Below are 14060 nucleotides of genomic sequence, written 5' to 3' on the forward strand. Positions count from 1 at the left end.
ACTGCCTCACATTCGGAAGACGCCGAAGCCGCCGCGCGCGCCCTCGACCGGTGCCGTGTGGATCGCGGAGAGGCACAGCCCGAGGACCGTGCGGGTGTCGCGGGGGTCGATGACCCCGTCGTCGTAGAGCCGGCCGGAGAGGAACATCGGCAGCGACTCGGACTCGATCTGCGCCTCCACCAGGGCGCGCAGACCGGCGTCGGCCTCGTCGTCGTACGGCTGTCCCTTCGCGGCCGCCGAGGCGCGCGCCACGATGGACAGGACGCCGGCGAGCTGCTGGGGGCCCATGACGGCGGACTTCGCGCTCGGCCAGGCGAAGAGGAAGCGCGGGTCGTAGGCGCGACCGCACATGCCGTAGTGCCCGGCGCCGTACGACGCCCCCATGAGGACGGAGAGATGGGGCACGCGGGAGTTCGACACGGCGTTGATCATCATGGCGCCGTGCTTGATGATGCCGCCCTGCTCGTACTCCTTGCCGACCATGTAGCCGGTGGTGTTGTGGAGGAAGACGAGCGGGATGTCGCGCTGGTTGGCGAGCTGGATGAACTGGGCGGCCTTCTGCGACTCGGCGGAGAAGAGGACGCCCTGCGCGTTGGCGAGGATGCCGACCGGGTAGCCGTGGAGCCGGGCCCAGCCCGTGGTCAGCGACGTGCCGTACAGCGGCTTGAACTCGTCGAAGTCCGAGCCGTCGACGATCCGGGCGATCACCTCGCGCGGGTCGAAGGGGGTCTTGAGGTCGCCGGGGACGATCCCGAGGAGTTCCTCGGGGTCGTACTTCGGGGGTTCGGCGAAGGCCGGGTCGGGGTGGGCCTTGCGGTGGTGGAGGCGGGCGACGATCCGGCGGGCCTGGCGGATCGCGTCGGCCTCGTCGACGGCGTAGTGGTCGGCGAGACCGGAGGTGCGCGCGTGCATCTCGGCGCCGCCGAGGGACTCGTCGTCGCTCTCCTCCCCCGTCGCCATCTTCACCAGCGGCGGACCGCCGAGGAACACCTTCGACCGCTCCCTGATCATCACGGCGTGGTCGGACATGCCGGGGACGTACGCGCCGCCCGCCGTCGAGTTCCCGAAGACGACCGCGACGGTCGGGATGCCGGCGGCGGAGAGCCGGGTGAGGTCGCGGAAGAGCGCCCCGCCCGGGATGAAGATCTCCTTCTGGGAGGGCAGGTCGGCGCCGCCGGACTCGACGAGCGAGATGACGGGGAGCCGGTTGGCGTAGGCGATCTCGTTGGCCCGCAGGGCCTTCTTCAGCGTCCACGGGTTGGAGGCGCCGCCGCGCACGGTCGGGTCGTTGGCGGTGATGAGGCACTCCACGCCCTCGACGACCCCGATGCCGGTGACGAGCGAGGCGCCGACGGTGTAGTCGCTGCCCCAGGCGGCGAGCGGGGAGAGTTCGAGGAAGGGGCTGTCCGGATCGACGAGCAGCTCGATCCGCTCGCGCGCGAGGAGCTTGCCGCGCGCCCGGTGCCGGCTCGTGTACTTGTCGCCGCCGCCGGCGAGGGCCTTGGCGTGCTCGGCGTCGAGGGCGGCGAGCTTGTCCAGCATCGCCGAGCGGTGGGACGCGTAGTCGGGTCCGCCGGTGTCGAGGGCGGAGGCGAGGACGGTCACTGGAGTTCCTCCGGTACGTCGGGCAGGAGGGCGGCCGGTACGTCGGACAGCAGGGCCGCCGGTACGTCTACGTGGCGGGCGCGGAGCCATTCGCCGAGGGCCTTGGCCTGGGGGTCGAAGCGGGCCTGGGAGGCGACGCCCTCGCCGAGGATCCCGGCGATCGTGAAGTTCACCGCGCGGAGGTTCGGCAGAAGGTGCCGGGTGACGGTCAGGCCGGCGGTCTCGGGCAGGAGTTCCGCGAGCCTCTCGACCGTGAGGGTGTGGGCCAGCCAGCGCCACTCCTCGTCCGTCCTGACCCATACGCCGACGTTCGCGTCGCCGCCCTTGTCGCCGCTGCGGGCGCCGGCGATCCGGCCGAGGGGTGCCCTCCGGGTCGGCCCCTCGGGGAGCGGCGGCGGCAGGTCCGGGTCGGGTACGGGTGCCGGGGCGAGCGTCCTCGGGGGTACGGGGAGCTCGCGGCGGCTCCCGTCGGGGAGGACCGCCGTGTGCGGGACCTCGCCGGCCGGCACGTACCCGGTCTCGAAGACCCCGTAGGGGGCGCCCTTGCCGGGCGGGGCGGTGACGTGGAAGCCCGGGTAGCTGGCGAGGGCCAGTTCGACGGCGGCCCCGGTGACGGTGCGGCCGACCTTCTCGGGGTCCCGGTCGCGGACGACGAGGCGGAGCAGGGCGCTCGCGGTCTCCTCGGTGTCCGCGTCGGGCCGGTCGGTGCGGGCGAGTTCCCAACGGACCTCGGCGGGCGGGTTCTTCGCGAGGGCGTCCTGGAGCTGCTCCCGGAGCAGGGCCGCCTTGGCCTCGATGTCGAGGCCGGTGAGGACGAAGACGACCTCGTTGCGGAAGCCGCCGAGCCTGCTGAGCCCGACCTTGAGGGCGGGGGGCGGAGCCTCTCCCCGTACGCCTTCGACGCGGACCCGGTCGGGGCCCTCCTGGGTGAGCCGTACGGAGTCGAGGCGGGCGGTCACGTCGGGTCCTGCGTAGCGGGCGCCGGCCGTCTCGTAGAGGAGCTGGGCCGTGACCGTACCGATGTCGACGAGGCCGCCGGTGCCGGGGTGCTTGGTGATGACGGAGGACCCGTCGGCGTGGAGTTCGGCGACCGGGAAGCCGGGGCGGCGCACGTCGTGCTCCCGGAAGAAGGCGTAGTTGCCGCCGGTCGCCTGGGCGCCGCACTCCAGGACGTGCCCGGCGACGACCGCGCCCGCGAGCTCGTCGTACTGCTCCGGGCCCCAGCCGAAGTGCCACTGCGCGGGGCCGGTGACGAGGGCGGCGTCGGTGACACGGCCGGTGACGACGACGTCGGCGCCCGCGGCGAGGCAGGCGGCGATGCCGGCGCCGCCGAGGTAGGCGTTGGCGGCGAGGGCGCCGTCGCGGGCGGGCAGCCGGTCGCCCTCGACGTGGGCGATCCGGGCCGGCAGTCCGAGCTTCGCGGCGAGGGCGCGCAGGGCGTCGGCGAGTCCGGCGGGGTTGAGGCCGCCGGCGTTGGCGACGATCCGGACACCGCGCTCGTGGGCGAGGCCGAGGCCCTCCTCCATCTGGCGCAGGAAGGTCTTCGCGTACCCGGCCGTGGGGTCCTTGAGCTGGTCGCGGCCGAGGATGAGCATGGTGAGTTCGGCGAGGTAGTCGCCGGTGAGGACGTCGAGTTCGCCGCCGGTGAGCATCTCGCGGACGGCGTCGAAGCGGTCGCCGTAGAAGCCGGAGGCGTTGCCGACGCGGAGGACGTTCTTCATGCATCCCCCCTGGCGGCGCGGCCGCCGCCGGCCGGGCCGGCGAAGGCCTGGGCGATGGTGAGCCACTGCTCGGCGTCCGCGCCCTCGGCGATCAGGGCGGTGTCGTCGCGGTGGAGGCGCTGGGTGACGAGGAGGCAGAAGTCGAGGGCCGGTCCGGTGACCTTCTGGGCGGCGCCCTCGGGGCCGTACGTCCACATCTGCCCGTCGGGAGCGACGAGTTCGACGCGGAAGGGGTCGGCGGGCGCCGGAATGCCCCGGACGAGGAAGGCGTAGTCGCGGGCCCGGTGGCCGATCCAGGCGACGTGCCGGAGCCGGGCGGTGGGCGTGCGGACGAGCCCGAGGGCGTCGGCGACGTCCTGGCCGTGCGCCCAGGTCTCCATCAGCCGGGCGGTGGCCATGGCGGGGGCACTCATGGGCGGCCCGTACCAGGGGAACCTGACCCCGGGCGGGACCGCGCGCAGGGCCTCCTGGAGCTGCTCGCGGCCGGTGCGCCAGCGGGCGAGGAGTGCGGCGGGCGGCAGCTTCGCGCCTTCCTCGGCGCCCTCGTCGACGAAGCGGTCGGGGGCGGCGAGGGCCTTCTCGGTCTCGGCGGCGAACGCGTCGGCGTCGGTGGCGGCGAGGAGGGCGGCCCGGTCGGTCCAGGCGAGGTGGGCGATCTGGTGGGCGATCGTCCAGCCGGGGGCGGGGGTCGGGGCACCCCACTGCTCCTCGGTCAACTCCGCGACGAGGGAGTCGAGTTCCTCGCTCTCGTCGCGCAGGTCGTCGAGGACGTCGACGGGGTCGGACACGGTGCGCTCCCCTCGGGGGACGGGCGGTCACGGGCCTTCGCGCAGGAGCATGCCAGCGGGACCAGAAACAATCAAGCATGCTTGCTTTAGTTTCTGTTCCGCCGCGCCCCCGCCACGGCGGAGGGGTCATCCCCGAGAGGTACGCGGGGGCGTCGTCGTGCCCCCTCCGGTATGACCCCGAATCCTGCTCGGCGGGGCCGCGTTCGCCCCTCCCTCCCTCCTAGCGTGGACCGCATGTCGTCGTCACTGTTCACCTTCACCCTCAAGGACTTCCGGGCCCAGCTGCGCCGCCTCGTACTGACCGGATCGGCCGTCGCCGTCGGCGTGGCCTTCCTCGTCCTCTCCGTCGGCGGCGCGGGCGCCCTCGTCCAGTCCTACGAGCAGTCCGCCGCGGCCGACGTCGGCGACGCCGCCGTCCAGGTCGTCCCGGACGGCACCGAGGGAACCCTGCCCGCCGGCGCGGCCGCGCGCGCCGCCCGGGTGCCGAAGGTGACGTCGGTGGCGGAACGCCTGGCCGGCCACGCCAACGTGATCGCCCCCTCCGGACGCCCGCTCGACGACCGGGCCCTGGTCACCTCGATCGCCGCCGACCCGGCCCTCCGCTGGCAGCGCCTGGACGCCGGCCGCTGGCCCGAGGGCCCGGGCGAGGTCGTCCTCGACCGGGAGAGCGCGGAACGCGTCGGCGCCGAACCCGGCGGCACCGTACGGGTGACGAAGGCCGACGGCGGCACGGCGGACGTCCGGCTCACCGGCCTGCTCGACACCTCCGCGTCGGCCGCCCTCGGCTCGCAGCCCGCGATCGGCGTCCCGTACGCGCAGACGAAGACGTACGCGACGGGGGTACGGGCCACCCACCTCGACCTCTCCGTCGCACCGGGCGCGGACGCGCTCGCGGTGGCGAAGGCGGCCAAGAGGTCAGTGGGCGGCAAGGTGTCCGCGTACACCCACGCCGGCGCCGTCGACCAGGCCCTCCAGGGCGCCAGGACCCTGTACGCGGTCGTCATGACCGCCGCGCTGTCCTTCGTCCTCATCGCGATGGCCGTGGCCCGCATGGTCGTCACCAACACCTTCTCCGTCGTCCTCGCCCAACGCGCCCGCCAGCTCGCCCTGTTGCGCTGCGTCGGCACCGACCGCGACCAGCTCCTCCGGATCATCCGCCGCCAGGGCCTCCTGCTCGGCGCGCTCGCCTCCGCGGCCGGGCTCGCGGCGGGCGGGGCGGCCTGCGCGCTCGGCACCGCGGCGATCAACGGCCTCGCCGACCTCGGGCCGATCGAGGTCTCCCTCGTGCCGGGCCCGTGGACCTTCGGCCTGGCCGGGGTCTTCGGGGTGCTGCTCACCCTGTGGGCCGTCCGCAAGCCCGCCCGGGCCGCGGCGGCCGTGCCGCCCGTCGCGGCACTCGCCGCGAGCGGCTCGGCGCAGCTGCCGGAGCCGGGCAGCCGGGCCGTCCGCGAGGCGGTGTCGGTGCTGATGCTCGTCGCCGGCACGGGACTGCTCGCGCTCGGGGCGTTCGGCGGCTCGGCCCTCTCCCTGCCGGCCGTGACGGCCGGAGCGATCCTCACGTTCTTCGCCGTACTCCGGTACGCCCAGTACCTGTTGCCGCCGCTCGTCGGACTGCTCGGGCTCGCGCTGCGCCGCCCGTTCGGCACGGTCGGCAGGCTGTCCGTGCAGCAGCTGCGGGCCAACGCCCGCCGGACCGCCGCCGCCTCCTCCGCGATGCTCGTCGGCGTGACCGTCGCCGTCTCCGCCGTGACGGCGATCGGAGCGGCCGAGGGCGGCCTGGACAGCATGCTCGCGAACCGCATGCCGGCCGTCTTCGCCCTCGACACGGACACCGGCCGGGTGCCCGCCGACGCGATCGCCGCGCTGCGCGCACAACACGGACTGACCGTCACCCCGGTCCGTACCGCGACCCTCACGGTCGACGGCCGCAAGACGGTCGTCGCCGCCGCGGACCCGGCCGGCCTGAACCCCGAAGCGGAAGGCGTGGGCGCGGCCCGCGCGCTCAGGGACGGCGAGGCGATCACCCTCACGCAGCGCCGGGAGCTGACCGTCTCGGGCACCCGGCTCACGCCCGTGACCGGCGCGGCGGCCCTCCCCGTCTCCCTCTACCCCGAGGCCACGGTGTACGTCACGGGGGCCACCCTCGACCGGCTCGCGCCGCGCGCCTCGACGGTCTCCACCGTGCTGCTCAACCCGGCCGGCGACACCGGCCACGACGCGGCCCGCGCGGCCGTGGACCGGGCGCTCGCCCCGCACCCGGAGATCCGGATCGCGGACACCGGCTCCGACGCCGACCTCATCCGCTCCATGCTCGACCGGATGATGCTGGTCGTCACCGTCCTGCTCGGCTTCTCGATCGCGATCGCCGCGCTCGGCGTCGCCGCGACCCTGATGCTGACGGTGGAGGAACGCACCCGCGAGTTCGGGATGCTCCGCGCGATCGGCCTCGCGGGCGAGCAGCTCCGCAGGATGCTGACCCTGGAGTCGGTGCTGCTCGCCCTCACCGGGGCGCTCGCCGGAACGGTCCTCGGCCTGGTCTACGGGACGCTGGCCGCCCGCTCCGTCCTGATGGGCCACGTCTCGCCCCTGGAGGCCCTGGCCTCCTCGGGCGGCACGGCCCTGACGATCCTGGCGCTCCTCGCGGCCACCGTCCTGACGGGCGTCGCGGCCTCGGTCCTGCCGGCCCGCAGGGTCCGCCGCATGGTGGTCGTGGACGCACTCCATGCGGCCTAGGTCCCCTTCTTCCTCCGTAGCAGGGAGGCCAGGGCGGTGACGCCGACGACGAGGGCGAGGGAGCGGAACGGGAGGAGGGTGCCGGGGGCGTCGTCGATCAGATCGATGCCGTCCCCGACGGCGGTGACCCAGGCGACCGTCCCCACGAGCACCATCGGCCCCACCCGCCGCGCCACCCACCGGGCTACCCGCCGAGCAGGTCACCGACGAGGGCATCGAGCGTGGCGACCGGAAGCAGTATTCCCCGCTCCCGGTCGCCCGCCGCAGGCATCAACAGGCCCGCCAGTGCCCCGTTCCGGGAGAACGCCGGTGCTCCCACCAGCCCGTACGTCAGCTCACCGGCCAGGCGCAGCCAGTCGCCCGAGCGGCCCTTCACGTCGACGAGGCACGAGTACGGCCCCTGCTTCCCGTGCGCGCTCACCAAGAGCCTGCTGCCGGGCGCGAGGCGCCGCTCGAAGGCCGGCGCCCGCCCGGGAGCCGGAAGGGGTTCGACCGGGCGCAGCACCGTGACCGAGACGGCGCCGTCCCGGAGACCGATCTCCGAGAGCCGGGGGCAGTGGTGCACCGCCTCCGGATCGACCCGGACCCGCCGCTCTCCGAGGCCGGCCTCGACGGGGCCCCAGTCGGCCTGCTCCCCCTCGCCCCACAGGCGGCCGACCGTGATCACCGTGTCGGGGGCGAGGAGCAGGCCGTTGCCGACGTGTTCCTCACCCTCGAAGAGCCGGACGCTCACCGAGGAGGCGTACTCCTCGTCTGCCTCCCAGCCCCCGCCCTCCCAGCTCCCGTAGTTGTTGATCACGTGCACGTCGCCCAACGCCACCGCACCGACGCCCGCCTCCACCCCCGGCAGCACGGCGGCGTCGCCCGCCCGCCCGGCGAGCCCCTCCGCCTCGGCGAGGCGCCGCTCCAACCGCTCGCACCGCTCCTCCGCCTGGCGGTGGAGGTCCCGGACGCGGCTCAGTTCGGCCGTCAGGTCCTGGATCTCCTCGCGCAGCCGGGCGTACTCATCGAGGGAGGGCCCCCCACCGACGGCGCCGAACGAGGCCGCGCCCGCCCGCAGCTCGCGCTCCCGCAGCTGGAGGTCACGGATGCGGTGCTCGCGGTCCTGGAGGGCCTCCTCCAGGACCCTCTCGCGGGTGGCCGCACCACGGGCCTCCCGATCGGCCTCGGCCAGCTGGCGTTCCAGCAACTGCACTTTGTGGGTGGCGCCGTTGCCGGAGTTCACGGCCGCCGCGTGCAGCGCCCGGAGCATCGCGACCGTCTCCTCGGTCGGCAGGGCGCCCCGCTCCTCGGCCACGTCGTGCACGAGGTCGAGGACGAACTTCCACGGCGGCAGCCGGCGCCCGGCGAGGTAGCGGGAGACCGTGCCGGAGTCGTACGAGCGCCGGATCCCGTACCGGCGGGCCGAGACCCGCAGCCCCTTGAACAGGTCCCTCAACGCCTGGGCGAGCGCCCGGACTTCGGGCGAGCTCGCGTCCTCGATCGGCCTCAGCTCGGTCATCCCACCGCCCCGTTCCCGCATCCGCGCGTGCTGCCAGTCGTACGGCAGCACCGCTGCACCTGCCGCAGCGCCCCGCCCCTCGGAGAGCCTGGTCCCGACATCATCCACCGAGAGCCGGGAGCCCACCAATGGCCAAGAACAGCAAGCGAGTTCAGGATCTCGTCGCCTTCCTCGCCGTGCTCGTCACCGGCGCGGCCCTCGTCCTGCGCGGCGTCGCGCCGGAGTCGCTGGCGACGATCGCCGTCGCCGTCTCCGGCATCTACGCCGCCTGGCGCGGGAACGGCGGGCCGCCGCAGCCGCCCGCCGGCGGGGGCGGCGGTCAGACGGCCGGCGGGAAGACCGTCGCCGCGTAGGCGGCGGCCGCCGGGGCGGGCTGGAGGGCGGCGTGGGCGGCGATCGCGTGGATGTCGCGCCAGGCGCGCTCCAGGCCGCCGCCCGCATGGAGGCCGCGAGCGCCGCCGGTGCGCATCAGGCGTTCGACGGCACCGGTGAGGAGGTCGACGGCGAGGGCCACGTCCCGCTGGTTGAGGGCGGCGGCGACCACCACGTCCCGCGGGTCGAGGGCGGCGAGCGTCGTGTCGCGCGGGTCGAAGGCGGTTCCCGGCTCCCCCGCCGCCCCGCCGTCGGCTCTGGCCGCCGCCGTCTCCAGGAGCAGGCCGGCCGCGTCGATCTCCGCCGAGCAGCGCGCCAGGGTCTGCTGGACCGTCGGGTCGTCGGTGAGCGGCCGCCCGTCGGGGAGGCGGCGCGGGCCGACGAGCCCGGTCCAGGCGTCCAGGGCCCCGCGTGCCGCGCCGAGCGCGGGGAGGGCGAAGAGGAGGGCGGCGACCAGCTGGTACGGCACCCGGTGGCAGGGCGCCGCACCGGCGTCGGAGACGCCGCTCACCAGGACCTCGCGGAGGAAGGTGCGGTGCTCGGGCACGTGCACCCCGTCGACCGTGACGCTGTGGCTGCCGGTGGCGCGGAGCCCGACCGCGTCCCAGGTCTCCCGGATCCCGACCTCCTCGCGCGGCACCGCGAGCACCCGGTACGCGGGGGCCCCGCCTCCCGAGTGGTCGAGGGAGGCGAGGAGGACCCAGTCGGCGTGCTCGACCCCGCTGGCGAAGGCCCACTCCCCCGAGAGTCTCCAGCCGCCGGGCGCCCGGACGAGCCGGCCGGCCGGGGGCACGATCGCGGCAGCGACGCGCACGTCGGGCGAGTCGCCCCACAGCTCGCGCTGCCCCTCGGGCGGCAGGTGCGCGGCGAGGCGGCCGTGGGCGGCGAGCAGCACCGCGCACCAGGCGGTGGAGGCGCAGGCCGCGCCGGCTCCGGCGACGGTGCCGAGCAGCTCGACGAAGCCTCCGGCCGTACCGCCCCAGCGGCGGGGCACGAAGTGCCGGGCGAGACCGGCGGCGGTCATCGCCGCGACGACCTCGGGGTGGAGCCGGCCGGTCCGCTCCGCCTCCTCGGCATGGCGCGCGGCGGCGGCCCGGAGGTGGCCGGGCGCGGCGGGCGCGGCGGGCGCGGCGGGCGCGGCGGGCGCGGCGAGGGAGGCGGGGGCGGCGGGCGCGGCGAGGGAGGCGGGCGCGGCGAGGGAGGCGGCGGCGTCGACGACGGTCATGACGAGTACTCCTTGCGTGGAGGTTCAGTGGTGGTACTGATGCGAGTAGCAAAAGATTCGGTCCGGAAGGTATTTTCTGAGAGCCCGTCATGAACGCCATGGAGGGCCGCTACAGCGGAAGGAGGCGGACGCTCGGTGAGGCAACAGGACAGGGCCCGCATGACCTATGACCTGGTGCTCGGCGCGGCTGCCGCCGAGTTCGCCCTGCACGGATTCGCGGGGACGAACCTGGCCGACATCACGGCCCGCACCGGACTGACCAAGGGAGCCCTCTACGGGCACTTCTCCTCGAAAGCCGATCTCGCCGGCGAACTGACCCGGTCCTTCGAGTCGGCCTGGGCCGACGCCCTCGCCACCGCCGCCGGCGAGGCGGAGGAGAGCGGCGCGGCACTGCCCACCCTGCGGAGACTGCTCGTCGACCTCACCCGCCGGGTGCACGAGGACGTGCCCTTCGCCGCCGGACTGCGCCTGGTCATGGACGCGGCCCGCGCCGACGGCACCTCGCCCGTCCCGCTCGGCGAGCTCTGTCGTGTCGTGGCAGTCCTGGTCCGCAGGGGCCAGGAGGAGGGTTCCGTCCGCACCACCCACCCGGCCGACCTGCTGGCCCGGCTCGTCGTGGCCCTCCTCGTCGGGGCCCCCGCCGTGGTGACGGCGACGGACACGACGGGTCCCGCCGAGCTGGTGAGCGAGGTGTGGGACCTGTTGGAGCCCGCGTTGTCGGGTTCCCGCGGCGGCTGAGACGGCGGGAGGAGAGACCCGGGCGGGGCGTGCGCGTGGGGGGCGCGCATGTGGGGCTGCGCGCGTGGGGGTGTGGGGCCGCGTGCGTGGGGGTGCGCATGTCGCGGTGGGATCAAGGGAGTCGCGGGAGGTCCGCGGGTCGCGGGAGGTCCACGGGCGCCGCGGCGGGGGTCCGCGGGTTACGGAAGGGCCCCCAGGTCGAGCGGGTCACGCGGGTCACGCAGGCCACGCGGGCTCCGCACGGGGCGGAGGCGTACCGCTCCCCCGGAGCCACCGCGGCGGCGGGGTCTCCGTACGGGCGAGGCTTCGGCGATCGACAGGGCGTCCGTGACGGGCCGCGGCGGCGGAAAGGTCCGCGCACCGGTCCGGAGCCTCAAGCCGCCCGTGGCGCGGGCGTGTGCGCGGGCCGCGCGGCCGCCGGGGAAGCGGCTGGGGAGGGGGCCGGGGTCACCGGCGCCGGGCCCGGAAGCCAGGACCAGGACGCCGTCTCCGACGGCGGCGCGGAGATCGGTCCGTCGCCCACCAGGACCGGATGACCGACGGAGCGCAGCAGCGGCAGATCGCTCTCGTCGTCGGCGTACACGAAACACTCCTCGGCGGCGAGGCCGAAGGTCGTCATGATGCGGCGGGCGGCCTCGGCCTTGGACTCGCCGATCATGGGCGGTCCCGACAGTTCCCCGGTGAGCACTCCTTCGGAGGTCACCTCGGGCACGGTGCACACGACGAGATCGGCGCCGACCTCCCGGGCCAGGGGGTCGAGGCAGGCGGAGAAGGCTCCGGAGACGAGGACGATCAGGTCGCCGGCGTCCCGGTGGCGGCGCAGCGCCTCGTACACGGGGGTGTGCAACAGCCCGCCCGCGCGGGCCTTCTCGTACCACTCCCGGCCGGAGGCCTCCAGGTCGTCGAGGTGACTGCCGGCGAGGAAGCGGAAGAAGGAACGGTTCACCTGCTCGCGGGGCACGCCCTCACGGATCTGGCGCTGGAGCGAGGCGCGCGCCGCGGCCAGCCTGCGGGCGGCGACCTCGCCGCGCCCCCAGTACCGGGCGAGAACGCAGGCCATGCTCTTGCAGGTGATCAGGGTCTCGTCCACGTCGAAGAACGCGGCCCGGGCGGGAGCGAGGCTCATGCTCTGCCCCCTCTGCCGAGGAGACGGCTGTCGGCGCGGCGGGCCTCACCGAAACGGCCGGTCATGCCGGTCTGCGGGGCCGTCCGCCGGTCCACCACCGAGGGTGCCGGGTCGGCGATCTCGTACTGCGCCGTCTCGACGAGTTCGAGGATCCGTTCCGCCAGCGGACGCAGGCGGGCACCGGCCGGCGTGAGCTCCACGGAGCGGTTGCCGCGCCGCTGGAAGAGCGAGGCTCCCATGTCCTCTTCGAGGCCCTTGATCTGGGCGGTCACCGCGGGCTGGGAGTAGTGCAGGTTGTGGGCCGCGCGGGTGAAGCTGAGTTCCCGGGCCACTTCGCGGAAGGCCCGTAAGTGCTGGAGTTCCATCCTTCTGCCTTTCTACGCTCGTCCGTTCTTCCCTCGACCGTGCCGTCGTACCGTCACGCGCACCGGGCCACGGCCGTGGCGAGGACGCGTCCTCCCTGGGTCGCGGTGAGGCGCACCCGGCCGTCCTCCGTCGGCGCGGCCTCGACGGCCACGGCCTCGACGAGCTCGCCGAAGACGGCGAAGTCGGCGTTCAGGGAGGTCAGCGTGGTCAGCGCCGTGTCTCCCGCCGTCTGCCGGGCCGCCTGCCTGAAGGCCTCAAGGAGCAGCATCCCGGGCACGTGGTCCGAGGGGTGCTCGAAGTAGCCGGGGTGGGTGGGGTCGACGTGCAGCCGCCATTCCCGCGTGCCGGCCGGCCTGGTCAGGGCCTCCTCTGCGGGTACGGGGCGCAGGACGGCCCGGTCGTCGGCGGCGCCCTCGGGTGCCCCGTACGCGGAGGTGTCGGGGCCGGTGGTCCCCGTGATCCGGCCGCGCTGCCGCAGCCGCCCGTACCGCACGCCGTCGATGACGACGACGCCGGCGGAGGCGCGGGCGCACTCCCGGCCGCCGACCTCGATCACCATGTCGAAGCGGGCGTCGAAGCGGCGCGGGTTCCGCGCTCCGGCGGGCGTCACGACCTTGACGTCGAGGACCGCCGCGAGCGGCCCGCAGCCGACCCGGAGGGCGGCGGGGTCGCTGATGTGCAGCGACAGGGCCTTGAAGATGAAGTGGTGGCCGAGCGGCACGTCGTGGTAGCGGTGGCTCAGGAAGATGCCGGCCTGCCGGACGGTCTCGACGAGGAGCATGAAGTCGGCCTGCCCGGTCTCCTCCGGGCGGTACAGCGCGTGGTTCCGGGGCAGCTGCGCGCCGACCAGGAAGCGGTCGGACCCGGCGACGACCGCGTCGGTGAGGAAGACCTCCGTCACCGAGGCGCGGTGCACGAACCTGCGGGAGATCGTGCGGTCGAAGCTCAGCCCTTCCTTGGCCTCCCGGATCAGCGACTCCAGGGACTCGACGGGCGCGAGCGGCTCGACGGGTAACGCGGTCTGCAGCACACCGATGGACATCCTTATCCCCCTCAAGGTGAAGCATCGTGGCGACGAGGGACCTCGGTGGCCCCTCGGCAGCAAGAAATATACCTTCGGGAATGTATATTGCAAGGCGTAGAAACGAGAGAGGCGGACAGGCATGGCGACACCCCGAAGCGAACCCAAGCAACGGAGCACCGACCCGAAGCAGCGGAGCACCGACCCGAAGCAACGGAGCGAACCGAAGCAGGAGCGCGCCCGGCGCACGAGGGTGCACATCCTCCAGTCGGCCGCCGAGCTCTTCGCCGAGCGCGGCTACGCGACCGTCACCCTTCAGGACGTGGCCGAACGCGCGGAGATGACCAAGGGGGCGGTGTACTTCCACTACACGAACAAGGAGGCCCTGGCCGTCGCGGTCGTGCAGGAGCACTACGCGCGCTGGCCCGAGATCCTCAAGGGCGCCGAGGGCAACCACGAGGAGCCGTTCGACACGCTCACCGCCGTCCTCGACACGGTCACCCGGGCGTTCGCGACCGACATCGTCGTCCAGGCCGGCGCCCGGCTCCAGATCGAGCGGGCGCTCATCGACGCCGAGCTGCCCGAGCCGTACGTCGGCTGGGAGGACTACCTCACCCGGCTGATCACGGAGGCCCGGGACGCGGGGCAACTGCGGGCAGGAGTGGAACCGCGCGCGGCGGCCCGCGTCCTGGTCTCCGCCTTCTTCGGCATGCAGCACATCTCGGACGTCCTCAGCCGGCGCAAGGACCTCACCGAGCGGCACGAGGAGCTGCGGTCCGTCCTCCTCGACGGGCTGCGCGGCTGATCAGCCGCGTGCCCGCCGTGAGAGAGGGGAAAACGGCGTGGCCCCCCACGGGTGTGGGA

Annotated in this window: 13 protein-coding genes; 4 read left to right on the top strand and 9 right to left on the bottom strand. The window is 74.5% G+C overall.

Annotated elements, in window-relative coordinates:
• Positions 1-6: 6 nt before the first annotated feature.
• The 3 genes from ACF07V_RS03850 to ACF07V_RS03860 are packed head-to-tail and all read right to left on the bottom strand — an operon-like array spanning position 7 to position 4114.
• Positions 7-1605: an acyl-CoA carboxylase subunit beta gene (locus tag ACF07V_RS03850; RefSeq protein WP_392151243.1), complete on the bottom strand. Its 1599-nt coding sequence runs from the start codon at positions 1603-1605 to the stop codon at positions 7-9.
• Positions 1602-3326, bottom strand: a complete 1725-nt coding sequence (locus ACF07V_RS03855) for an acyclic terpene utilization AtuA family protein (protein ID WP_392151244.1) — start codon at positions 3324-3326, stop codon at positions 1602-1604. Before ACF07V_RS03855 ends, ACF07V_RS03850 begins: the two co-directional genes overlap by 4 nt.
• The gene (locus ACF07V_RS03860; protein WP_392151245.1) at positions 3323-4114 is read right to left on the bottom strand and encodes a TIGR03084 family metal-binding protein; all 792 of its coding nucleotides are present in this window, start codon (positions 4112-4114) and stop codon (positions 3323-3325) included. The genes ACF07V_RS03855 and ACF07V_RS03860 overlap by 4 nt, the downstream gene beginning before the upstream one ends.
• Positions 4115-4348: 234 nt before the next feature.
• On the opposite strand from ACF07V_RS03860, the gene ACF07V_RS03865 reads away from it, so the two are divergent.
• Positions 4349-6847 carry an FtsX-like permease family protein gene (locus ACF07V_RS03865; protein ID WP_392151246.1) on the top strand — a complete coding sequence of 833 codons (2499 nt, stop codon included), beginning with the start codon at positions 4349-4351 and terminating at the stop codon, positions 6845-6847.
• Here the strand turns inward: ACF07V_RS03865 and ACF07V_RS03870 are convergent.
• Positions 6844-7002, bottom strand: coding sequence for a hypothetical protein (locus tag ACF07V_RS03870; RefSeq protein ID WP_392151247.1), 159 nt, complete (start codon positions 7000-7002; stop codon positions 6844-6846). The genes ACF07V_RS03865 and ACF07V_RS03870 overlap by 4 nt on opposite strands.
• 29 nt (positions 7003-7031) lie before the next feature.
• Positions 7032-8348 carry a hypothetical protein gene (locus ACF07V_RS03875; protein ID WP_392151248.1) on the bottom strand — a complete coding sequence of 439 codons (1317 nt, stop codon included), beginning with the start codon at positions 8346-8348 and terminating at the stop codon, positions 7032-7034.
• Between the two features lie 128 nt (positions 8349-8476).
• Between ACF07V_RS03875 and ACF07V_RS03880 the strand changes: the two genes are divergently transcribed.
• Positions 8477-8701 carry a hypothetical protein gene (locus ACF07V_RS03880; RefSeq protein WP_392151249.1) on the top strand — a complete coding sequence of 75 codons (225 nt, stop codon included), beginning with the start codon at positions 8477-8479 and terminating at the stop codon, positions 8699-8701.
• Here the strand turns inward: ACF07V_RS03880 and ACF07V_RS03885 are convergent.
• Complete coding sequence (locus ACF07V_RS03885; RefSeq protein ID WP_392151250.1) at positions 8668-9945, bottom strand: acyl-CoA dehydrogenase family protein; 1278 nt, start codon at positions 9943-9945, stop codon at positions 8668-8670. The genes ACF07V_RS03880 and ACF07V_RS03885 overlap by 34 nt on opposite strands.
• A gap of 159 nt (positions 9946-10104) precedes the next feature.
• On the opposite strand from ACF07V_RS03885, the gene ACF07V_RS03890 reads away from it, so the two are divergent.
• Complete coding sequence (locus tag ACF07V_RS03890; protein ID WP_392151251.1) at positions 10105-10683, top strand: TetR family transcriptional regulator; 579 nt, start codon at positions 10105-10107, stop codon at positions 10681-10683.
• Positions 10684-11056: 373 nt separating this feature from the next.
• Here ACF07V_RS03890 and ACF07V_RS03895 read toward each other — a convergent pair whose 3' ends face one another.
• The 3 genes from ACF07V_RS03895 to ACF07V_RS03905 are packed head-to-tail and all read right to left on the bottom strand — an operon-like array spanning position 11057 to position 13217.
• The gene (locus ACF07V_RS03895) at positions 11057-11809 is read right to left on the bottom strand and encodes an HAD family hydrolase (RefSeq protein ID WP_392151252.1); all 753 of its coding nucleotides are present in this window, start codon (positions 11807-11809) and stop codon (positions 11057-11059) included.
• A complete protein-coding gene (locus ACF07V_RS03900; RefSeq protein WP_392151253.1) occupies positions 11806-12174 on the bottom strand; it encodes a LysR family transcriptional regulator in 369 nt (122 codons plus the stop codon). The genes ACF07V_RS03895 and ACF07V_RS03900 overlap by 4 nt, the downstream gene beginning before the upstream one ends.
• Positions 12175-12227: 53 nt before the next feature.
• Complete coding sequence (locus ACF07V_RS03905) at positions 12228-13217, bottom strand: ScbA/BarX family gamma-butyrolactone biosynthesis protein (protein WP_392151254.1); 990 nt, start codon at positions 13215-13217, stop codon at positions 12228-12230.
• Positions 13218-13338: 121 nt separating this feature from the next.
• Here ACF07V_RS03905 and ACF07V_RS03910 point away from each other — a divergent pair, with 121 nt between their 5' ends.
• Positions 13339-14001, top strand: a complete 663-nt coding sequence (locus tag ACF07V_RS03910; RefSeq protein ID WP_392151255.1) for a ScbR family autoregulator-binding transcription factor — start codon at positions 13339-13341, stop codon at positions 13999-14001.
• The last annotated feature ends 59 nt before the right edge of the window (positions 14002-14060 follow it).

Origin of the sequence: Streptomyces sp. NPDC015661 (genome assembly GCF_043077765.1) — a bacterium.
In the GTDB taxonomy this organism is placed as follows: Bacteria; Actinomycetota; Actinomycetes; order Streptomycetales; family Streptomycetaceae; genus Streptomyces.